We start from the raw sequence: 18,888 nt of genomic DNA on the forward strand, positions 1-18,888 counted from the left end.
TCGCGCGAGCGTCAGCCCGGCGAGGTGATCACGCGTACTCCCCCGGTAGTAGGCGGCAGGGCCGCCGGGCCTGGTCAGCGACTGGGCCGGCGGCCGGGTCAGCGGCCGGGTGTCAGCTCCGCCACCTCGGCGTCGAACAGCCGGTCCGGGGCGAAGCCCATGCCCGTGAAGTGGCCGGCGAGTTCGAGGGAGAGCACCCCGTGCATCCGGGTCCAGAAGGCCAGCGCCCGGCGCAGTACTCCCGGCGGCGCGGGGTGGTCGCCGGCCCACTCGCGGTGCTGCGAGAGGTGCGCGGTGAAACCGGCGGAGACCGGCGGCGGTGCCTCGGGCTCGGCCGCCGCACAGACGTCGAGCAGGGCCGCCATGATCTCCTGGGCGATGCCGGTGATGTCCTCGGGCGCGTGATAGCCGGGGACCGGCGTGCCGTAGACGAGGAAGTAGCGCTGGGGATCGTCGAGCGCCCAGCGGCGCAGGGCGTGGGCGAGGCCGCCGATACCGGCCCCGGAGTCGGCGGCGGCACGGAAGGTGTCGGCCAGGCTGCGGTAGGCGTCCCGGATCAGCTCGGTGATCAGCTCGTCGCGGCTGCCGAAGTAGCGGTAGAGGGCCGGGCCGCTCATGCCCAGTTCCTTGGCGATCGCGTTGAGGGACAGGCCCGACGCACCTGACTTGGCGATCTGCTCCCAGGCGCGCGCCTTGACTTCCGCTCGCACCTGGCTCCGGTACCGCTCGCGGGGGCTCACCGCGTCCGCGTCTGCCGCCATGGCCGTCACACTCCTCTCGCACGTCCTTGTTTCAAGCTATCACTTTTGAGAGTAGCTCTAACAGTCACGAGAACCCCATCCAACATGACTGCTTGACACTTCAGCGAGCACCAGTCATGTTTGTTATAGCTTCTAACGCAAGCGAGACCCACTCTCGCTTGCGAGCACATCTACGCACCGTCTACACGCGGAGGCCGTCGCCATGGGAATCGCAGAAACCGCCGGAGCTGCCGGAGCTGCCGGAAGCACCGGAAGCACTCAGCTCGTCGAGGTCGTCCTGCCGGGCGTCGTGGAGCCGGAGGGCCTCCGCATCGAGCGCCGGGAGATCCCGGCCCCCGCCGCCGGCCAGATCGTCGTCCGCGTGGAGGCGACCGGTGTCTCCTTCGCGGAGCAGCAGATGCGCCGCGGCCGCTACTACGACCAGCCGCCCTTCCCCTTCGTCCCCGGCTACGACCTGGTCGGCACGGTGCTCACGGCCGGGGAGGGCGTCGCGCCCGGGCTCGTCGGCAAGCGGGTGGCGTCACTGGTGAAGGTCGGCGGCTGGGCCAGTCATGTCGTGCTCGACGCGGCCGACGCCGTGCAGGTGCCCGCCGGTGTCGGCGCGGCGGAGGCGGAGACGCTGGTCGTCAACGGCATCACGGCCTGGCAGATGCTGCACCGCAAGGCCAAGGTGCGCAGCGGTGGCACGATCCTGGTGCACGGCGCCAACGGCGGCGTCGGCACGGTGCTCGTCCAGCTCGCACGGGCGGCCGGCCTTCAGGTGATCGGCACGGCCTCCGCCCGTCACCACGCGGCGCTGCGGGAGCTGGGCGTGACCCCGGTCGACTACCGCGCCGAGGACGTCCCGGCCCGGGTCAGGGAACTGGCCCCCGACGGCGTCGACGCCGTCTTCGACCATCTCGGCGGCCGCAGCGTCATCGACTCCTGGCGGCTGCTCGCCCCGGGCGGCACCCTCGTCGCCTACGGCAGCGCCACCACCCGGGACGACTCCGGCTCCAAGCAGCTCCCCGTGCTGAAGATCCTCGGCCGGGTATGGCTGTGGAACGCGCTGCCCAACGGCCGGCACGCCTACTTCTTCAACGTCTGGGAGGGCCGCGCCCTCGGCAAGGACCGCTTCCGGGCCCGGCTGAGCGCCGACCTCACCCAGGTGTTCCAGGCCCTTCAGCGCGGCGAGGTCACCGCGCGCATCGCCGCCCGGCTGCCCCTCACCCAGGCCGCCGAGGCCCTGCGGCTCGCCGAGTCGGGGACGGTCGCGGGAAAGGTCGTACTGATCCCGGACAGCGGCGACGAAGCGTCGGCCGACTCGGCGCGGTGAGGACCGCCGGCTCAGCGGGCGCCAGGTCAGCGGCCGCCAGGTCAGCGGTCGCCGACTCGGCGGCGGTCGGCTCCGCGGCCGCCGCCCTTCGCGAAGGCACCGTCCTCCGCGAAGACACCGCTCCCCGCGAACGCGCCGTCGTCCGCGAAGGCCAGCCCGGCGAAGCGTTCGCCGATGCGGCGATGGGCGGCCGCGTCCGGGTGGAGCCCGTCGGGCAGCGGGAGTTCGGCGGCGTCGGCCTCGCCGTAGAGGGCGCGGCCGTCGAGATAGTGGAGGTGCGGGTCCTCGGCCGCACGCTGGGCGACGATCCGGGAGAGCTCGTCCCGGCTGACGTTCAGGGTGAGCTTGCCGCTCGCGCGCTCGGCCGGGTCGCCCGTGGCCGTGAAGGTGAGCCGGCCGGCGCCGAGGGCGCTCAGGTCCATGGCGGTGGGGCCCGGCGTGTCCTCGTGCATGGGGCACAGGATCGACGACACGACGAGCAACGGGGTGGTGGGATGCCCCTCGCGGACGGTGTCGAGGAAGCCGTGCACGGCGGGGCCGAAGGCGCGCAGCCGCATCAGGTCGCTGTTGACGACGTTGATGCCGAGCTTGAGGCTGATCAGGTCGGCGGGGGTGTCCCGGACGGCGCGGGCGGTGAACGGGTCGAGCAGGGCGCTGCCGCCCAGCCCCAGGTTGACCAGTTCCACACCGGCGAGCGCGGCCGCGAGCGCCGGCCAGATGGCGGTGGGGCTCGCGGCGTCGGAGCCGTGGCTGATCGAACTGCCGTGATGCAGCCAGACCTTGCGGCCCTGGTCGGGTGCGGCGGCGAGCGGGGCGTCGGTGCGCAGTGCGACCAGTTCAGTGGTCTCGTTGTGCGGCAGCCAGATCTCGACGACCTTCTCTCGCTCGGGCAGGCCGGTGAAACGAAGGGTGCCGACCGGTCCGGGACGCAGCTCCGTGCCCCCGGCGGTCATGTCGACGACCATGACCTTGCCGCCGGACACGCTGCCCTGGCCGGCCAGGGTGCCGTCGACGAGCAGGTCGTAGACGCCGTCCGGACGCGGTGGCGCGCCGATGTAGAGCCGCTTGGTGGGGAGGGTGTCCAGTTCCACGGCGGTGGCGCGGGTGCGGAACGCCAGTCGGACGCCGGAGGGCTGGGACTCGACCATGGCGAGCTGCGGGTCGGCGCACTGGGCGCGGGCCCGGGCCGGGAGCCGGTGCGGCAGGACGCCGTGCTCCGTGTACTCCAGGTCGAGGGCGCCGCGCAGGAGGTCGGCGGTGATCGGCGTGGTGATCCAGTGGGGGTCGATGTCCATGGCCTCTGCGTTCCGTCCGTGTTCCGTCGGTGCCTGTGTTCCGCCCGTGCCGCCCGTGTGCCGTACGAGGGGGTCAGGTCGGCGTGGGCCAGTTGCGCAGCAGCGCGTCGAGGGCGTCGAGGACGCGGGTCCAGGACTGCTGACTGTCGGGGGCGCTGTGACTGAAGCCGCCGCCCAGTTCCAGGTCGACGTAGCCGTGGAAGACGCTGCCGAGCATCCGGACGGCATGGGTCTCGTCCGGTTCGGGCAGGTCGTAGCCGCGCAGGATCGCCCGGGTCATCTGGGCGTGCCGGACGCCGGCACTGGCCGCCGCCGTCTCCGGGTCGAGGCGCAGCCGCGCCGCGGTGTAGCGGCCGGGGTGGGCGCGGGCGTAGTCGCGGTAGACGTCGGCGAACGCGACGAGGGCGTCCTTGCCGGCCCGTCCGGCCAGCGCGTCGGCGGCGCGGTCGGCGAGTTCCTCCAGCGCCAGCAGCGCGATCCTCGTCTTCAGGTCCTGGGAGCTCTTGACGTGCGAGTACAGGCTGGCGACCTTCACGTCGAACCGTCTGGCCAGCGCCGATACGGTCACCTGGTCGAAGCCGACCTCGTCGGCCAGCTCGGCTCCGGCCCGGACCAGCCGTTCCGTGCTCAGTCCCGCTCGCGCCACACCCGCTCCTCGCCTTCACCTCTTGCCTGAATCGATTATGCATTTGCCTAAAAGCTTTAGGCAAATTAGCGTGCGCCACATGAGACAGCTGACCGAACAAGAGATCCGTGCCGCGTTCGTGAACTGCACCAAGGGCGCGGCGAAGCGTCTGAACATCCCGCACGACCTGGACCAACGGCCGTGGGCCGACCTGGACTACTTCGGCTGGCGCGACCCCCAGGCGCCCGACCGCGCCTACCTGGTGACCGAACTGGACGACGGTCACGCGCGGGCGGTGGCGCTGCGCTGCCCGAGTCCCGCCTCCTGGCAGACCCGGCGCAGCATGTGCTCGATCTGCCTGACCACGCACACCGGAGGCGTCTCACTGATGGTCGCGGCCAAGGCGGGGAAGGCCGGGCAACAGGGCAACTCCGTGGGCGCCTACCTCTGCAGCGACCTCGCCTGTTCGCTGTACGTGCGGGGTAAGCGGGACGCCGGCGTGGGCGGGCGGATGCCGGAGTCGCTCACGCTGGAGGAGAAGGTACGGCGGACGGTCGGGAACCTCGCCGCGTTCCTGGAGAAGGTGACCGGGTGATGGCCGGGTGACCGAACGCCGTCAGGGGAAGACCAGCCCGACGCCGTGGGCGAGTTGCGCGGCCGCATGCCGGAAGAACCTCTCCCGTTCCGCTTCCTCCACGACCCCCTTGAACTGACCGAACAGCTCGAACCCCACCAGCCCGAACAGCTGGGCCCACGCCGCGGCCATGGCCACCGCCACCTCCGGCGGCAGGCCCGGCACCAGTTCGTCGGCCATCCGGCGGGCCTCGGGGGCGAGCTCGGCGGGCACGGGAGTGCGGGCCAGACCGAGCCCCTCGAACGCCTCGCGCAGGATCCCGATGAGGACGAGGGCGACCCGGGCCGCCGGCGGAATGGTCGTGTCCGGCGCCGAGTAACCGGGCACCGGCGAGCCGTAGATCAGCGCGTACTCGTGCGGGCGGGTCAGCGCCCAGCCGCGTACCGCCTCGCACACGACGACCCAGCGGTGCGCCGGGGCCGCCTCGGCGGCAGCGGCGTGGGCGGTCTCGGCGGCCTCGCCGAGGGAGTCGTAGGCGTCGATGATCAGCGCGGTGAGCAGGTCGTCGCGGCTCGGGAAGTAGCGGTAGAGCGCCGAGGAGACCATGCCGAGCTCGCGCGCCACGGCCCGCAGCGACAGCTTGGCCGCACCCTCGGCCGCGAGTTGCCTGCGCGCCTCGTCCTTGATGGCTGCGGTGACTTCCATCCTGGCTCGCGCGCGTGCGCCCTGTGGGGTGGTCATGGGGCGCAGTTTGCCACGCTTGCAGAGCAGTGCACACGTTTTGGAGCAGCGCACATGATTTGGATCGCTGGTCTCGCATCAGAGCGACGCTCACACACGAGTGCACCGCTCAAAAAAGAGAGCACCGCTCTTGCAATGGATCATCGATCTCCCCACACTGTACCTCAAGAGAGAGCACTGCTCTCCCAAACAAGTGGGGGTCACCATGTCGTCGTCCCAGCCGTACTACGCCGAGGCCAACCCGGTGGCCGTCCGCATGAACAGCCTCGTCGGCTGGCTCGCCCGGCACGGGATCAGCCTCGCGGGCAGCGCGGAGCTGTCCGTGCGCGGCCGCAAGAGCGGCAGGATGCAGCGCGTCCCGGTCAACCCGCACACGTACGACGGCACCCAGTACCTGGTCTCGGCGCGCGGCAACTCCCAGTGGGTGCGGAACATCCGCGTGGCCGGCGGCGGGGAGCTGCGCGTGGGGCGGAAGGTGCGGGAGTTCACCGTGGTGGAGCTTCCCGATGCCGAGAAGCTCCCGGTGCTGCGGGCCTACCTGGAGAGGTGGGGCTGGGAGGTGAAGCAGTACTTCCCCGGGGTGACGGCCAGGTCCTCCGACGACGAACTGGTCGCGGCCGGCGCCGATCACCCCGTCTTCCGGGTCACCGTCACGAAGTGACGGCTTCCTCGTCGGCCGGGTCCTCCGTCGGCGCGCTCTCCTTCGCCGCCGGCTCCGGGCCGAAGGCGGTGAGGGCGCGCTGGGCGAGCGGGTGGGAGCGGATGAGCTCGCCGAGGGAGGTGCGGCCCTGGGTGATCTCCTTGAACGCCCGCCAGGCGGGACGGAACCCGGTCAGCGCCGCGTGGAACAGCCCGGGGCGGCGCTCGAACACCGCGAGCATCCGCTTGCCGACGCTCATCTCGACGCCGAGGCCCGCCTTGACGGCGAAGGCGTAGTTCAGTGCCTGGCGGCGGGTGTCGACGGCGTCGTGGGCCTCGGCGATCCGCACCGCCCACTCCCCCGCGAGCCGCCCCGAGCGCAGCGCGAAGGAGATGCCCTCGCGGGTCCACGGTTCGAGCAGGCCCGCCGCGTCGCCGCAGACCAGCACCCGGCCCCGGGACAACGGGGAGTCGTCGGCGCGGCAGCGGGTCAGGTGGCCGGAGGAGATGCTCGGTTCGAAGCCGGCCAGGCCGAGCCGGGCGATGAAGTCCTCCAAGTACCGCTTGGTGGCGGCGCCTTCACCGCGGGCCGAGATGACGCCGACGGTCAGCGTGTCACCCTTGGGGAAGACCCAGCCGTAACTGCCGGGCATCGGGCCCCAGTCGATGAGGACCCGGCCCTTCCAGTCCTCGGCGACCGTCTCCGGCACCGGGATCTCCGCCTCCAGGCCGAGGTCGACCTGGTCGACCTTCACCCCGACGTGGGCGCCTATGCGGCTGGCGCTGCCGTCGGCGCCGACCACCGCGCGGGCCAGCAGGGTCTCGCCGCCCTGGAGCACGACCGCGACCGTCCGCCGGTCCGGGACCGCCGAGCCGTGCTGCTCGACGCGCTGCACGGCGGCACCCGTGCGCAGCTCGGCGCCCGCCTTCTGCGCGTGCTCCACCAGCTGCTGGTCGAACTCGGGCCGGTTGATCAGCCCGAACATCATCTGCTTGGAGCGTCGGGTGCGGGTGAACCGTCCGTTGTTGGAGAAGGTGACCGCGTGCACCCGGTCCTTGAGGGGCAGCTCGAAGCCGGGCGGCAGCGCGTCGCGCGAGGGGCCGATGATGCCGCCGCCGCAGGTCTTGTAGCGGGGCAGCTCGGCCTTCTCCAGCAACAGCACGCGCCGTCCGGCGACCGCCGCCGCGTAGGCGGCCGAGGCCCCCGCGGGTCCCGCGCCCACCACGACGACGTCCCACACCCGCTGCGCGTCGTCCGCCTGCACGTCGTCCGCCGAAGAATTCTCGCCGCTCACGATGGTCCGCTGCTCCGATCAAGCCGTAGAAGCCGTATCACGCCGTATCAAGCCTCAGGTCAGGTTCTGTCCGTCCGTAGGCCGACACCTGTCACCTGTCCCCCCGCATCCTACGGCGGAGATCGCCGCAGGCCACTGTGGGAGGATCGGTCCACTCACCAGTTCAACGTCGCACCCACGAGGAGCGTGCCCATGTCGTCCAATCCGGTCGCCGAGACCGTCGCCGCCCTGCTGCCCAGGGCCAAGGCGGAGCTCGCCGAGCTGGTGGCCTTCAAGTCGGTGGCGGACTTCGCCCAGTTCCCGAAGAGCGAGAGCGAGGGTGCCGCGAACTGGGTGGCCGACGCACTGCGCGCCGAGGACTTCACGGACGTCGCCGTACTGGACACCCCGGACGGCACGCAGTCGGTGTACGGCTACCTGCCGGGCCCGGAGGGTGCCAAAACGGTCCTGCTGTACGCGCACTACGACGTGCAGCCGCCGCTGGACGAGGCCGCCTGGACCACCCCGCCGTTCGAGCTGACCGAGCGGGACGGCCGCTGGTACGGGCGCGGTGCCGCCGACTGCAAGGGCGGCGTGATCATGCACCTGCTGGCGCTGCGCGCGCTGAAGGCGAACGGCGGCGTTCCGGTCAACGTCAAGGTGATCGCCGAGGGCTCGGAGGAGATGGGCACCGGCGGCCTGGAGCGGTACGCCGAGCAGCACCCCGGGCTCCTGGCGGCCGACGCGATCGTCATCGGCGACGCGGGCAACTTCCGGGTGGGGCTGCCGACGGTGACCACGACTCTGCGGGGCATGGCCATGGTCCGCATTCAGATCGACACACTGCGGGGCAATCTGCACTCGGGCCAGTTCGGCGGTGCCGCCCCCGACGCCCTGGCCGCGCTGATCCGCGTCCTGGACTCACTGCGCGCCGAGGACGGTTCCACCACGGTCGACGGGCTCGCGCCGGAGTCGCGGTGGGAGGGGCTGGAGTACGACGAGGAGCAGTTCCGCAAGGACGCCAAGGCGCTGGACGGTGTCGGGCTGATCGGTGACGGTTCGGTCGCGGACCGCATCTGGGCCCGTCCGGCGGTCACCGTGCTCGGCATCGACTGCCCGCCGGTGGTCGGCGCCACCCCGTCGGTGCAGGCCGGCGCCCGCGCCCTGGTCAGCCTCCGGGTGCCGCCGGGCGTGGACGCGGCCGAGGCCGGCAAGCTGCTCCAGGCCCACCTGGAGGCGCACACGCCGTGGGGCGCCCGGGTGCGGACGGAGGTGGTCGGCCAGGGCCAGCCGTTCCGCGCGGACACCACCAGCCCGGCGTACCGGGCGATGGCCGACGCGATGGCGGTCGCCTACCCGGACAAGACGATGCAGTACGCGGGTCAGGGCGGCTCCATCCCGCTGTGCAACACCCTCGCCGGCCTCTACCCGCAGGCCGAGATCCTGCTGATCGGCCTGAGCGAGCCGGAGGCACAGATCCACGCCGTCAACGAGAGCGTGTCCCCCGGGGAGCTGGAGCAGCTGTCGGTGGCGGAGGCGCTGTTCCTGCGGAACTACGCGGCGGGCTGACGCACCCGGAGCGGCGGACATCCACGGTCGGCCGACGTACGCGGTACGCGGTCGGCCGACGTACGCGGTGGGCGGAATCGCTCTGCCCACAGCGGAGGACCCTCGTCGTGGACGGGGGTCCTCCCTACGGTCGGGACATGGACGTCATCGAGCTGCTCCCCCGGCTGCACCTGCTGCGCTTCCCGGTGGGTCAGGCCTACCTCTGGCACGACCCGGACACCGGCGCCTCGACCCTGGTCGACACCGGCCCGCCCGGCTCGGGCCGGCCGATCGCCGACGCGCTCACGGCGCTGGGGCGGTCCCCTTCGGCGGTACGGCGGATCGTCCTCACCCATTTCCACGAGGACCACGTCGGCGGGGCCGCCGAGTTCGCCGCGCTGAGCGGAGCCGAGGTGCTGGCCCACCGCCTGGACGCGCCGGTGCTCCGGGGCGAACTCCCGGGTCCGCCGCCGGTGTTCGAGGACTGGGAGCTGCCGATCCATGCCGCCGCTGCCGAGTTGCTGCCCGCCGACCGGCCGGTCCCTCCGGACGAGGTGACGGAGGTGTCCGACGGGGACGTCCTGGACTTCGGCGGTGGTGCCGGGGTCGTCCATGTCCCCGGGCACACCCACGGCAGCATCGCCCTCCATCTCCCTTCCCACGGCGTGCTGTTCACCGGGGACGCGGTGGCGGCCATGCCGGGCACCGGTGCGGTGGTGCTCGGGGTGTTCAACCTCGACCGGGACCGGGCCGTCTCGTCCTTCCGGCGGCTGGCAGCCCTGGACACGGAGACGGCGTGCTTCGGCCACGGGGATCCGGTGACCGCCGACGCGGCACGGACGCTGCGGGAATCCGCGGACACCTACGGCCCGCCGCGGTGACCATGGGGGGATGACCGACACCGCGCACCGCATCGCCCTCCACACCGACATCGCGACCTCCCTGGCCCTGCTCAGCGATGTCGAACTGGCCGAGCTGGTCGCGGCCGGCGAACCGCTCGGCACCGGGATCGGCGGCCGAGCGGTGCGGATCGCGGTGGACGGCGGACCGGTGTTCGTGAAGCGGATCCCCCTGACCGACCGGGAACGGGAAGCGCGGCACGCCCGTTCCACCGAGAACTTCTTCGGTCTGCCGGCGTACTGCCATTACGGCATCGGCGCCGTCGGCGGCCCGGGGTTCGGGGCCTGGCGGGAGCTGGCCGCGCACGAGGTGACGACGAACTGGGTGCTGGCGGGCCGGTTCCCCGGATTCCCGCTGCTGCATCACTGGCGGATCCTGCCCGCCGCGCCCGCCCCGCTGCCCGGCGAACTCGCGGACGTCGAGAGGGCCGTGGCCTACTGGGGCGGCTCCGCGGGCGTACGGGAACGCATCGAGGGCCTGCGGGACGCGTCCGCGAGCCTCACCCTGTTCCTGGAGCACGTCCCGTACACCCTGCACGACTGGCTGGACGCCGAACTGCGCACGGACCGGGCGGACTCGGCCTGCGCCTTCACGGCTCACGGACTGGAAGAGCTCACCGCGTTCCTCTCGGACAGCCATCTCCTGCACCTCGACGCCCACTTCCGCAACATCCTCACCGACGGACGGCAGCTGTACCTCACCGACTTCGGGCTCTCCCTGAGCTCCCGCTTCCGGCTGGGCCCGGACGAACGGGACTTCTTCGACCGGCACCGGCACTACGACCGCGCGTACACCGTCTACTACCTGGTGATCTGGCTGGTCACCGCCCTGTACGGGTACCGGGGCGAGGAGCGCGCGGAGTTCGTGCGGGCCTGTGCCGGCGGGGCACGGCCCGAGGGCATCCCGACGGCCGCCGCCGGCCTGCTGGTCCGGCACGCCCCGCTCGCCGTCGGCATGGAGGTCTTCTGCCGACGGCTGGAGCGGGAGAGCCGGCTGACGCCGTTCCCGTACCCGGACGGTCACAGCAGCTGCACGCTCTCCGCGTAGTGGCAGGCGACCGGGTTGCCGCCGCCCCGGTCGACCAGGTCCGGCACCTGGTCGACGCAGGCGGTGCGCTCGCTGTCGGTGAGCTGGTTCGCGAACTTGGGGCAGCGGGTGCGGAAGCGGCAGCCGCTGGGCGGGCGCACCGGGCTCGGGACGTCGCCCTGGACGGTGATCCGTTTCCGGGCGCGTTCCTTGCGCGGGTCGGGCAGCGGGATCGCCGAGACCAGGGCCTGGGTGTAGGGGTGGGCGGGGCGGGCGAAGAGCTGCCGGGCGGGGGCGATCTCCACCAGGCGGCCCAGGTACATCACCGCGACCCGGCCGGCGACGTGCCGCATCACGGAGAGGTCGTGGGCCACGAAGAGGAACGACAGGCCCAGTTCGCTCTGGAGGTCCATCAGCAGGTTGAGGACGCCCGCCTGGATCGACACGTCCAGCGCGGAGACCGGCTCGTCCAGCACGATCACCTTGGGACGCAGCGCCAACGCCCTCGCGATGCCGATGCGTTGGCGCTGTCCGCCGGAGAACTCGTGCGCGAAACGGTTGCCGTGCTCGGGGTTGAGGCCGACCAGGCGCAGCAGTTCGCGTACCTCGTCGGCGGCGCCGGGGCCGTAGCGCCCGTGGATGCGCAGAGGTTCGGCGACGATCTCGTGGACGGAGATCCTGGGGTCCAGGGAGGCGTACGGGTCCTGGAACACGATCTGCAACTCGCGGCGCAGCGGCCGCATCTGTCGTCTGCTCAGGTCGGTCAGCAGCCGGCCCCGGTAGTGGACGGACCCCGAGGTGGCCGTCTCCAGGTTGAGCAGGGTCCGGGAGACGGTCGTCTTGCCGGAGCCGGACTCGCCGACCAGGCCGAGTGTCTCGTTCTCGTACAGGTCGAAGGAGACCCCGCAGACGGCGTGCACGTCGCCGATCCGGCGGCGGACCACACTCCTCGACATCACCGGGAAGTGTTTGACGAGGTCGCGGACCTGGAGGACGGGGTCGCCGGTGCCGCCGTGACCGGGCAGCGGGGGCAGCGGATCGGTCATCGGGCATCGTCCTCCAGGTCCGCGAACCGGGCCAGGGCCTCGGTGTCGGCGCCGACGGCGTCGAAGACCTCGCCGGCCGCCGTGTCGACGAGTTCGTCGGCGAAGTGGCAGGCGCTGCGGTGGTCGTCGGATCCGACGGGGCGCAGGGCGGGTTCGGTGCTGTCGCAGGGCTCCCGGCGCATCGGGCAGCGCGGGGCGAAGGGGCAGCCCGGGGGCAGGTTGAGCAGCGAGGGCGGGGAGCCGGTGATGGGGGTCAGGCGGTCCTCCTCGCGGTCGAGGCGGGGCAGGGAGCCGAGCAGGCCGAGGGTGTAGGGCATGCGCGGGGTGTAGAAGATCTCCTCGACCGAGCCGGTCTCGACGATCCGTCCGGCGTACATGACGGCGACCCGGTCGGTGTGGCCGGCGACCACTCCCAGGTCGTGGGTGATCAGGACGAGGGCGGCGCCGGTCTCGGCGCGGGCGGCCTCCAGCGCCTCCAGGATCTGTGCCTGGACGGTGACGTCGAGGGCGGTGGTGGGCTCGTCGGCGATGATCACGTCCGGGTCGTTGGCGATCGCGATGGCGATGACGACCCGCTGGCGCATGCCGCCGGAGAGTTCGTGCGGGTAGCTGTCGACGCGCCGTTCGGGGCTCGGGATGCCGACCGTGCCGAGGAGTTCGACGGCGCGTGCGCGGGCCGGGCGTCTGCCGAGCCTCGGGTTGTGTCTGAGGAGGGTCTCGGCGATCTGGTAGCCGACGGTGTAGACGGGGTTGAGGGAGGTCATGGGGTCCTGGAAGACCATGGCGATGCCGCTGCCCCGGACGTCCGAGAGCCGGGCGTCGGACATCCCGAGCAGTTCCGTGCCCTCGAACCGGACCGAGCCGCGCACCCGGGCCGAGCCGGGCAGCAGCCCCATCACGGCAAGGGCGGCGACCGACTTGCCCGACCCCGACTCACCGACGATGCCCAGTGCCTCGCCCCGCTCCAGCCGGTAGCCGACGCCGCGCACCGCCCTTACGGTCCCGTCCTCGGTGGGGAACTCCACGCTCAGGTCCTCGACTTCGAGCACCGCGCCGGACTCCTCGCCCTTCCCCACGACCCTGTCGATGCCCTTGCCCTTGCCGTTGCCGGTGTCGGTCACTGTCGCACCCTTTGCTGCCGGGGGTCGAAGGCGTCGCGGAGCCCGTCGCCGATGAAGTTGATGGTGAGGGCGATGGCGATGATGAAGCCGCCGGGGATGTAGAAGAGCCAGGGCCGGGTGTCGACCGCCGTCTGTGCCTGGGCGACCAGCAACCCGAGGGAGGTGTCGGGCGGTTGGACGCCGAACCCGAGGAAGGACAGGGCGGTCTCGGTGAGGATGCCGGTGGCGACCAGGATCGTGGCGTTCACGATGATCGGGCCGAGCGCGTTGGGCAGCAGGTGCCGGAAGATGATCCGGGTGTCGGAGGCGCCGAGCGCCCGGGCGGCCTCCACGAACTCCTTCTCGCGCAGGGAGAGTACGGACGAGCGCACCACCCGGGACACGTAGGCCCAGGTGAGTCCGGCGACCACCGCGGCGATCCAGTACCAGGAGCCACCGCTGCGCGAGGAGATGACGAGCGCGATCGCGAACAGCGGGAGGGTCAGCACCAGATCGGCGACACGCATCATCAGCGCGTCGACGAACCCCCGGTAGAAGCCGGCGACGGCTCCCCACACGGCGCCGACGAGCGTCGAGCCGAGCGCGATCAGGATGGCGATCTTCAGCGAGGTCTGGGTACCGCGCATCACCTGGGCGTAGGCGTCGTACCCGGAGGAGTCGGTGCCGAACGGGTGCTTCCAGGAGGGTGGTTGGGAGTTGTCGGGCGTGAACTTGGCGTACGAGTAGTGCCAGAAGTGCGGGCCGGCGAAGGCCCACAGCACGATCAGCACGAAGACGACCAGGCTGATCATCGCGGCCCGGTGGCGCAGGAAGCGGCGCAGGACGAGCTGGGTCTGGCTGCGCTGCGCGACGGTGAACTCGTGGTCGTCGCCCGGCGTCCGGGTGCCGGCCGGCCCGAGTGCCCCGATGTCAGTCATAGCGGATCCTCGGGTCGAGTACGGCGTAGAGGAGGTCGGCGAAGAGGTTGAAGACGATGACCACGACGGCGGACAGCAGCAGCCAGGCCATGGTCCGGTAGACGTCGAGGGTGGTGGCGGCCTCGACGAGCATCTCGCCCATGCCGTGCCACTGGAAGATCGTCTCGGTGATGACCGCGCCGCCGAGGACGATCGCGATGTCGAGGGCGGTGACGGTGGCGAGCGGGATCAGGGCGGTGCGCAGGGCGTGCCGGACGAGCACCCGGCCGCGGCGCAGCCCCTTGGCGCGGGCGAGCCGGACGTAGTCGCTGTCCAGGACCTCCAGCATGGAGGCGCGGGTGTAGCGGGTCCAGGAGGCGAAGGAGACCAGGGCGAGGGTGATGGTGGGCAGGATCAGATGGCCGACGCGGTCGGTGAACTCGTTCCAGGTGGTGTCGACTTCGAGGTACGGGGACTTCTCGCCGATGGTGCCGAGGAACTGGCTGCCGGTCTCCTGGTTGAACCAGATCCCGGCCTGCTTGAGCAGCACGGCGAACCAGAACACGGGCATGGCGAGGAACAGGAAGCCGAGGAAGGTGATGGTGTAGTCGGCGGCGCTGTACTGGCGGATCGCGCTGAACACGCCGAAGACGATCGCCATCACCAGGGCGAGCAGCATGGCGGCGGCGACCAGGGTGACGGTGACCCGGAAGCGGGTGAGCAGGTCGTGGCCGATGTCCAGGTTGGACTGGACGGACGGGCCCCAGTCGCCGTGCAGGACGCCGGTGATCCAGTTCCAGTAGCGTTCCACGACGGGTTCGTCGGCGTGGATGTGGCGGGCGAAGGCGGTCACGGCGGCCTTGCTGGGCGGCGGTTGCCGGGAGGTGGCGAAGTTGGCCACCGGGTCGCCGGAGTTGACGACGACCAGGAAGACGATGAACGTCGAGACGATCAGGACGGGTACGGAGACGAGGATGCGGCGCACGGTGTAGGCGAGCATGCGGTCTTCTCTCGCGGAGGCCCGGCCCCGGGGTCTCCGGGGCCGGGAATCGGTCCGGCTGGTCGCTGGGTTACTTCTTGAGGCCCCACTCGCCGACGTTGTACGGCGGTCCGACGTTGGTGGAGTTGTTGCGCATGTTGACGAACCGGGTCTGCACCGCGAGGAAGGTGGGCTTCTGGTAGAGCGGCAGCACGTAGGCGTCGTTGACCATGAGCTGGTCGGCCTGGTTGAGCAGGGCGGCGGCCTTGGCCTGGTCCGTCTCGCCGATGGCCTGGCTGATCAGGGAGTCGACCTTCTTGTTGCTGTAGCCGCCGTAGTTGCCGCCGCCTCCGGTCGACCAGGTCTGCTGGGCGTTGCTGGTCGGGAAGGGCGAGGCGACCCAGGCGAAGACGATGATGTCGTACTGGTGGCCGGCCAGGACCGTGCCGAGGTCGGCGGCGCCGATCGGCTTGATCGTGACCTTGATCCCGAGGCTCGCGAGGTCGCTCTGCAGGATCTGGCATTCGCTCTGCCGGATCTGGTTGCCCGTGGTGTAGCGGCAGTTGAAGGGTCCGACGGCCGTGCCGTCCGGGGTCTTCAGGGCGGTGCCGACTCCGGTGAACCTGGCGTCGGTGAGGTACTTCTTGGCCTTGGCGAGGTCACCCGAGCCCTGCCCGCCGGCGCTCACCACGTCCTGGTACCCGGCCGTCCCCGGGACGAAGTTGTGGTTGTAGAGCTGCTTCACGCCGGGATCGAACTGGGCGACCGTCTTGGCCATGATGTCCTTGACACTGATGGCCGTGAACATCGCCTGCCTGAGTGCCAGGTACTTGCCGATCACCGGGTTGTGCAGGTTGAGGTCGAAGTGCTCCCACGTCAGCCCGCTGCCGATGGTGTAGGTGACGTTGGGGATGGCCTTCACCTGGTTGACGAGGTCGACCTCGGGCTGCGGGTAGATGCCCTGGACCTCGTTGTTGCGCAGCGCGATCGGTTCCTGGGTGGCGTCCGAGATCACCTTGAAGATCAGCCGTTGCAGAGTGGCCTTCGTGCCCCACCACTTGGGGTCGGGCTGGTAGGTGGCGTGGTCGTTGTCGACCCACTCGGTCATCCGGTACGGGCCCGCGGTCGCGTACTTGGTGGGCGGGGTCTTCTGGAAGTACTGCCAGCCCTGGGTCATCTGAGCGGCCGTCATATGCGCCGCGTCACCGGCCTTGGCGCCGGAGAGCTTCTCGGCGACGTGTGCGGGATAGAGCGGATAGCCGGCGCCGAACATCTGCTTCCAGTCGGCGTACGGCCTCGCCATCACCACGGTGACGGTCTTGCCCCCGTCCGAACCGGTGACGGACTTGATCCGGTCGTAGCCCGCGCTGCTCTGCGGGAGACAGCCCTTGGTCTGGGTGGAGTCGCCGGCCGGCGGCGGCGGGCAGTCCTTGCCGTCGTCGGTGCGCCAGTAGTAGACGAAGTCGTCGGCGGTGATCGCGGTCCCGTCGTTCCAGGACGCCTTGGGGTTGATCTTGTAGACGATGGTCTGCGGACTGGTGCTCGTCTGGGTCGCCGAGGTCACCAGGTCGGTGTCGAGCTTTACGCTGAAGTCCGGCTGCGGGACGAAGACCTGGGGCAGCACCGGGCTCAGCGCCTCGGCGTTCTCGAAGGTGTTGCCGTTGGTGTCCTGCACGTTCCACTGCTGGATGTTCTTCTCGATGACGTAGGTGAACGTGCCGCCGGCCTTGGTGGCGCCGGAGTTGCAGGTGTCGGCCTTGCCCTGGGTGGCGCAGGACGTGAGACCGGCCGAGGTGCCCTTGCCGCCACTGCCCCCGCCGCCGCCGCTGGTGCTGCAGGCGGCGAGCGCCAGGACGAGCCCGGCGGTCAGTGCGAGTCCCCTTGTGAGGGTCGAAGAGTGCGCGCGCATGTCCCTCCTTCAGCCGGCGGTTGGCCGGCCTGTGCACGGCGGCCAGCGGCCGCGAGGAAGTTGAGCTGCGCACCGACGGTAGAACGTTTGTGTACCTCCTTCACGTTCTTGTTCATACCGGGACGGCGACAATTCACCCTCGTTTTCCCCCAGGAACCTTCCACCCCGCGCAAAGTCCCCTACACACACCCCGGAAACGCCAAAGCCCCGCCAACATCACCAATGCGGCGGGGACTTGACGAACCATCAGAGAACGTCAACCGACCGGGACGCCGGCCTCCAGATAGAGCACCGCGCCGCGTTCGCGGGCACGCAGCGCCCAGCGGAGCCGTTCGTAGCGCACCGGCGGCAGCAGGTCGGCAGCCTCCAGCTCGGTGACGAACCGCCAGTCGCGCAGCTCCGGCCCCGGCAGCACCAGCCGCGCGGCCTCGGCGGAGTCCAGCCGGCCACCGTCGAAGAGCAGGCGCAGGCCGCCATAGCGGGGCGGGGCGGGCTGCTCCCAGTCGACGACGAGCAGCCCCGGCAGTTCCTCCAGCCGTAGCCCGGTCTCCTCCTCGACCTCCCGCACACCCGCCCGGGCGGGGGCCTCACCGGGCTCGACGACTCCGCCGGGGAACTCCCAGCCGGCCTTGTAGGTGGGATCCACGAGAAGGACGCGGTTCTGTTCGTCGAAGAGGAGGACGCCGGCGGCGACGGTCTCGGCGGTGGGTTCGGGGGTTTGTACTATGTCACATACCGCAGCTTCACCACTGCCCACCGCCCCCGCGATCCGCACCGCCGTCTCGTACGGACTGAGCGCGCTGGTGTCGACGAGATGGGCGTCGGCGCTGATCCAGGAGGCGAGGGCGGTGCGGTAGGGCTCGATCTGGTCGTACGACCACTGCCGGATCCGCATCTCTCCGTCGGGCAGGTCGGGCGGGATCTCCCGGCCGGCTATTCGCTCGCGCAGGATCGTTTCCGCCGGGGTGAGGCACAGGTGCCGGACGGCGATCCGGCGGGCGGCGAGGCCGCCGAAGATCTCGTCGCGGTACTCCTGGCGCAGCAGCGTCATCGGAACCACCAGGGTTCCGCCCAGCTCCGCGAGCATCGCGGCCGCCGTGTCGATCACCAGCCGGCGCCAGATCGGCAGATCCTGGAAGTCGCCGACCTCCGCGAGGTACTTGGCCGGCAGCAGGTGTGTCAGTGCCCCGCCGACGAGCTCGGGGTCGAAGAGCGTGCTGTTCGGGATCAGTTCGATCAGTTCACGGGCGGTGGTGGTCTTACCCGCACCGAACGCGCCGTTGACCCAGACGATCACGGACTCCCCCTCTTCTGTTGGCCCCCTGTGGCTTGCCCGCTCCACACTGCCACGGAAACCAGTTCCCGTTGAGGGCGCGCAAACGGAGTGCCGGTGTCCCCTGCCCGGAACACCGGCACCGTCGTCCCCTCGCGCTGCGCCGGGCTACTCCTGCCCCAGGAAGTCCGGGTCGGTCTGGAAGCTGTCCTCGCCGACGACGTGGCCGACGTGCTCCAGGGCGTCCGAGACGTGCAGGTCGCCGAGCGGTCCTTCGTCGGCCGCATGGGACGGGGTGATGGCGGCCACGACGAATCCGGTGGCCAGGCTGGCGATGGCGAGCATGCTGCGCTTCTTCATGCCCGTTTCAACTGCGCCGACGGCCGGGGGTCACGGTCGTACCCGCGAGGGGAGCAACGCGGCACGCCGGAGCCGAATCCCGGTGGCCGGACGATCACGACGCCGATACGGTCGGGCACCCTGGCCACATCCTCACGTCCCGTACCCGCACAGGAAGCCGTACGCCATGCCGACGCCCCGCCCGACCACCACCCTCTGGCGCCCCACCGGCCCCGTGGAGCTCGGCCTGGTCCGGGAGCTGGAGTGGCAGGCCTGGCCGCCCCGGCTGCCCGAGCAGCCGATCTTCTACCCGGTGCTCAACGAGGACTACGCGGTCAGGATCGCCCGGGACTGGAACGTCAAGCACGACGGCGCGGGCTACGTGACCCGCTTCGAGGTCGACGCGGAGTTCGTCCGCCGCTACCCGGTCCGGCAGGCGGGCGGCAGCACGATCCTGGAGCTGTGGGTGCCGGCCGAGGAACTGGACGAGTTCAACGCGCACATCGTCGGCACGATCGAGGTGGTCCACGAGTTCCACCCGGCCGACCGGAACATCGGATGACCCGATTCATTCCGGTCTGGACCAAGCAGATCCCGAACCAGGCGCCGAACCATCATCACCGCTCT

At 71.0% G+C, this 18,888-nt stretch carries 19 protein-coding genes; 7 read left to right on the plus strand and 12 right to left on the minus strand.

Features of this window, described 5'->3' with window-relative positions:
- Positions 1-98: 98 nt before the first annotated feature.
- Positions 99-761: a TetR/AcrR family transcriptional regulator gene (locus ABT137_RS22875; RefSeq protein WP_351711671.1), complete on the minus strand. Its 663-nt coding sequence runs from the start codon at positions 759-761 to the stop codon at positions 99-101.
- 202 nt (positions 762-963) lie between these two features.
- Between ABT137_RS22875 and ABT137_RS22880 the strand changes: the two genes are divergently transcribed.
- Positions 964-2,076 (plus strand): medium chain dehydrogenase/reductase family protein, encoded by a 1,113-nt coding sequence (locus ABT137_RS22880; RefSeq protein ID WP_351711673.1) that lies wholly within the window; start codon positions 964-966, stop codon positions 2,074-2,076.
- A 41-nt stretch (positions 2,077-2,117) separates the two neighbouring features.
- Here ABT137_RS22880 and ABT137_RS22885 read toward each other — a convergent pair whose 3' ends face one another.
- Positions 2,118-3,371, minus strand: a complete 1,254-nt coding sequence (locus ABT137_RS22885) for a GDSL-type esterase/lipase family protein (RefSeq protein WP_351711675.1) — start codon at positions 3,369-3,371, stop codon at positions 2,118-2,120.
- A 73-nt stretch (positions 3,372-3,444) separates the two neighbouring features.
- A complete protein-coding gene (locus ABT137_RS22890; RefSeq protein ID WP_351711677.1) occupies positions 3,445-4,017 on the minus strand; it encodes a TetR/AcrR family transcriptional regulator in 573 nt (190 codons plus the stop codon).
- Positions 4,018-4,096: 79 nt separating this feature from the next.
- Here ABT137_RS22890 and ABT137_RS22895 point away from each other — a divergent pair, with 79 nt between their 5' ends.
- A complete protein-coding gene (locus tag ABT137_RS22895; protein WP_351711679.1) occupies positions 4,097-4,591 on the plus strand; it encodes an FBP domain-containing protein in 495 nt (164 codons plus the stop codon).
- A 21-nt stretch (positions 4,592-4,612) separates the two neighbouring features.
- On the opposite strand, the gene ABT137_RS22900 is transcribed toward ABT137_RS22895, so the two are convergent.
- The gene (locus ABT137_RS22900; protein ID WP_351711681.1) at positions 4,613-5,311 is read right to left on the minus strand and encodes a TetR/AcrR family transcriptional regulator; all 699 of its coding nucleotides are present in this window, start codon (positions 5,309-5,311) and stop codon (positions 4,613-4,615) included.
- A gap of 205 nt (positions 5,312-5,516) precedes the next feature.
- On the opposite strand from ABT137_RS22900, the gene ABT137_RS22905 reads away from it, so the two are divergent.
- Positions 5,517-5,972 (plus strand): nitroreductase family deazaflavin-dependent oxidoreductase, encoded by a 456-nt coding sequence (locus ABT137_RS22905; RefSeq protein WP_351711683.1) that lies wholly within the window; start codon positions 5,517-5,519, stop codon positions 5,970-5,972.
- Here the strand turns inward: ABT137_RS22905 and ABT137_RS22910 are convergent.
- The gene (locus ABT137_RS22910; protein ID WP_351711685.1) at positions 5,962-7,245 is read right to left on the minus strand and encodes a geranylgeranyl reductase family protein; all 1,284 of its coding nucleotides are present in this window, start codon (positions 7,243-7,245) and stop codon (positions 5,962-5,964) included. The two genes, ABT137_RS22905 and ABT137_RS22910, sit on opposite strands and share 11 nt — an antisense overlap.
- A gap of 192 nt (positions 7,246-7,437) precedes the next feature.
- On the opposite strand from ABT137_RS22910, the gene ABT137_RS22915 reads away from it, so the two are divergent.
- The 3 genes from ABT137_RS22915 to ABT137_RS22925 all read left to right on the plus strand — a co-directional run bounded on the left by ABT137_RS22915 (position 7,438) and on the right by ABT137_RS22925 (position 10,719).
- The gene (locus tag ABT137_RS22915) at positions 7,438-8,793 is read left to right on the plus strand and encodes a dipeptidase (RefSeq protein ID WP_351711687.1); all 1,356 of its coding nucleotides are present in this window, start codon (positions 7,438-7,440) and stop codon (positions 8,791-8,793) included.
- Between the two features lie 137 nt (positions 8,794-8,930).
- On the plus strand, positions 8,931-9,653 hold the full coding sequence (locus ABT137_RS22920; protein ID WP_351711689.1) for an MBL fold metallo-hydrolase: 723 nt from the start codon (positions 8,931-8,933) through the stop codon (positions 9,651-9,653).
- Between the two features lie 10 nt (positions 9,654-9,663).
- Positions 9,664-10,719: a protein kinase family protein gene (locus ABT137_RS22925; protein WP_351711691.1), complete on the plus strand. Its 1,056-nt coding sequence runs from the start codon at positions 9,664-9,666 to the stop codon at positions 10,717-10,719.
- Here ABT137_RS22925 and ABT137_RS22930 read toward each other — a convergent pair.
- From ABT137_RS22930 to ABT137_RS22960, 7 genes are all read right to left on the minus strand, one after another.
- A complete protein-coding gene (locus ABT137_RS22930) occupies positions 10,692-11,744 on the minus strand; it encodes an ABC transporter ATP-binding protein (protein WP_351711693.1) in 1,053 nt (350 codons plus the stop codon). The two genes, ABT137_RS22925 and ABT137_RS22930, sit on opposite strands and share 28 nt — an antisense overlap.
- On the minus strand, positions 11,741-12,865 hold the full coding sequence (locus ABT137_RS22935; RefSeq protein WP_351711695.1) for an ABC transporter ATP-binding protein: 1,125 nt from the start codon (positions 12,863-12,865) through the stop codon (positions 11,741-11,743). The genes ABT137_RS22930 and ABT137_RS22935 overlap by 4 nt, the downstream gene beginning before the upstream one ends.
- Positions 12,862-13,782, minus strand: coding sequence for an ABC transporter permease (locus tag ABT137_RS22940; RefSeq protein ID WP_351711697.1), 921 nt, complete (start codon positions 13,780-13,782; stop codon positions 12,862-12,864). Before ABT137_RS22940 ends, ABT137_RS22935 begins: the two co-directional genes overlap by 4 nt.
- Positions 13,775-14,761: an ABC transporter permease gene (locus tag ABT137_RS22945; RefSeq protein ID WP_351711699.1), complete on the minus strand. Its 987-nt coding sequence runs from the start codon at positions 14,759-14,761 to the stop codon at positions 13,775-13,777. The genes ABT137_RS22940 and ABT137_RS22945 overlap by 8 nt, the downstream gene beginning before the upstream one ends.
- Positions 14,762-14,831: 70 nt before the next feature.
- The gene (locus ABT137_RS22950) at positions 14,832-16,649 is read right to left on the minus strand and encodes an ABC transporter family substrate-binding protein (protein ID WP_351711701.1); all 1,818 of its coding nucleotides are present in this window, start codon (positions 16,647-16,649) and stop codon (positions 14,832-14,834) included.
- A 256-nt stretch (positions 16,650-16,905) separates the two neighbouring features.
- Complete coding sequence (locus ABT137_RS22955; RefSeq protein ID WP_351711703.1) at positions 16,906-17,946, minus strand: NUDIX hydrolase; 1,041 nt, start codon at positions 17,944-17,946, stop codon at positions 16,906-16,908.
- 144 nt (positions 17,947-18,090) lie between these two features.
- Positions 18,091-18,282, minus strand: coding sequence for a hypothetical protein (locus tag ABT137_RS22960; RefSeq protein WP_351711705.1), 192 nt, complete (start codon positions 18,280-18,282; stop codon positions 18,091-18,093).
- Between the two features lie 166 nt (positions 18,283-18,448).
- Here ABT137_RS22960 and ABT137_RS22965 point away from each other — a divergent pair, with 166 nt between their 5' ends.
- A complete protein-coding gene (locus ABT137_RS22965) occupies positions 18,449-18,823 on the plus strand; it encodes a hypothetical protein (RefSeq protein WP_351711707.1) in 375 nt (124 codons plus the stop codon).
- Positions 18,824-18,888: the final 65 nt, after the last annotated feature.

It is taken from the genome of Streptomyces sp. NPDC001980 (assembly GCF_040296885.1).
In the GTDB taxonomy this organism is placed as follows: Bacteria; Actinomycetota; Actinomycetes; order Streptomycetales; family Streptomycetaceae; genus Streptomyces.

Coding starts and splice junctions, on each gene's coding strand:
- ABT137_RS22940 (WP_351711697.1), bottom strand. CDS start 13,782: ATGACTGACATCGGGGCACTCGGGCCGGCCGGCACCCGGACGCCGGGC.
- ABT137_RS22925 (WP_351711691.1), top strand. CDS start 9,664: ATGACCGACACCGCGCACCGCATCGCCCTCCACACCGACATCGCGACC.
- ABT137_RS22915 (WP_351711687.1), top strand. CDS start 7,438: ATGTCGTCCAATCCGGTCGCCGAGACCGTCGCCGCCCTGCTGCCCAGG.
- ABT137_RS22930 (WP_351711693.1), bottom strand. CDS start 11,744: ATGACCGATCCGCTGCCCCCGCTGCCCGGTCACGGCGGCACCGGCGAC.
- ABT137_RS22965 (WP_351711707.1), top strand. CDS start 18,449: ATGCCGACGCCCCGCCCGACCACCACCCTCTGGCGCCCCACCGGCCCC.
- ABT137_RS22950 (WP_351711701.1), bottom strand. CDS start 16,649: ATGCGCGCGCACTCTTCGACCCTCACAAGGGGACTCGCACTGACCGCC.
- ABT137_RS22895 (WP_351711679.1), top strand. CDS start 4,097: ATGAGACAGCTGACCGAACAAGAGATCCGTGCCGCGTTCGTGAACTGC.
- ABT137_RS22900 (WP_351711681.1), bottom strand. CDS start 5,311: ATGACCACCCCACAGGGCGCACGCGCGCGAGCCAGGATGGAAGTCACC.
- ABT137_RS22875 (WP_351711671.1), bottom strand. CDS start 761: ATGGCGGCAGACGCGGACGCGGTGAGCCCCCGCGAGCGGTACCGGAGC.
- ABT137_RS22945 (WP_351711699.1), bottom strand. CDS start 14,761: ATGCTCGCCTACACCGTGCGCCGCATCCTCGTCTCCGTACCCGTCCTG.
- ABT137_RS22960 (WP_351711705.1), bottom strand. CDS start 18,282: ATGAAGAAGCGCAGCATGCTCGCCATCGCCAGCCTGGCCACCGGATTC.
- ABT137_RS22905 (WP_351711683.1), top strand. CDS start 5,517: ATGTCGTCGTCCCAGCCGTACTACGCCGAGGCCAACCCGGTGGCCGTC.
- ABT137_RS22885 (WP_351711675.1), bottom strand. CDS start 3,371: ATGGACATCGACCCCCACTGGATCACCACGCCGATCACCGCCGACCTC.
- ABT137_RS22880 (WP_351711673.1), top strand. CDS start 964: ATGGGAATCGCAGAAACCGCCGGAGCTGCCGGAGCTGCCGGAAGCACC.
- ABT137_RS22920 (WP_351711689.1), top strand. CDS start 8,931: ATGGACGTCATCGAGCTGCTCCCCCGGCTGCACCTGCTGCGCTTCCCG.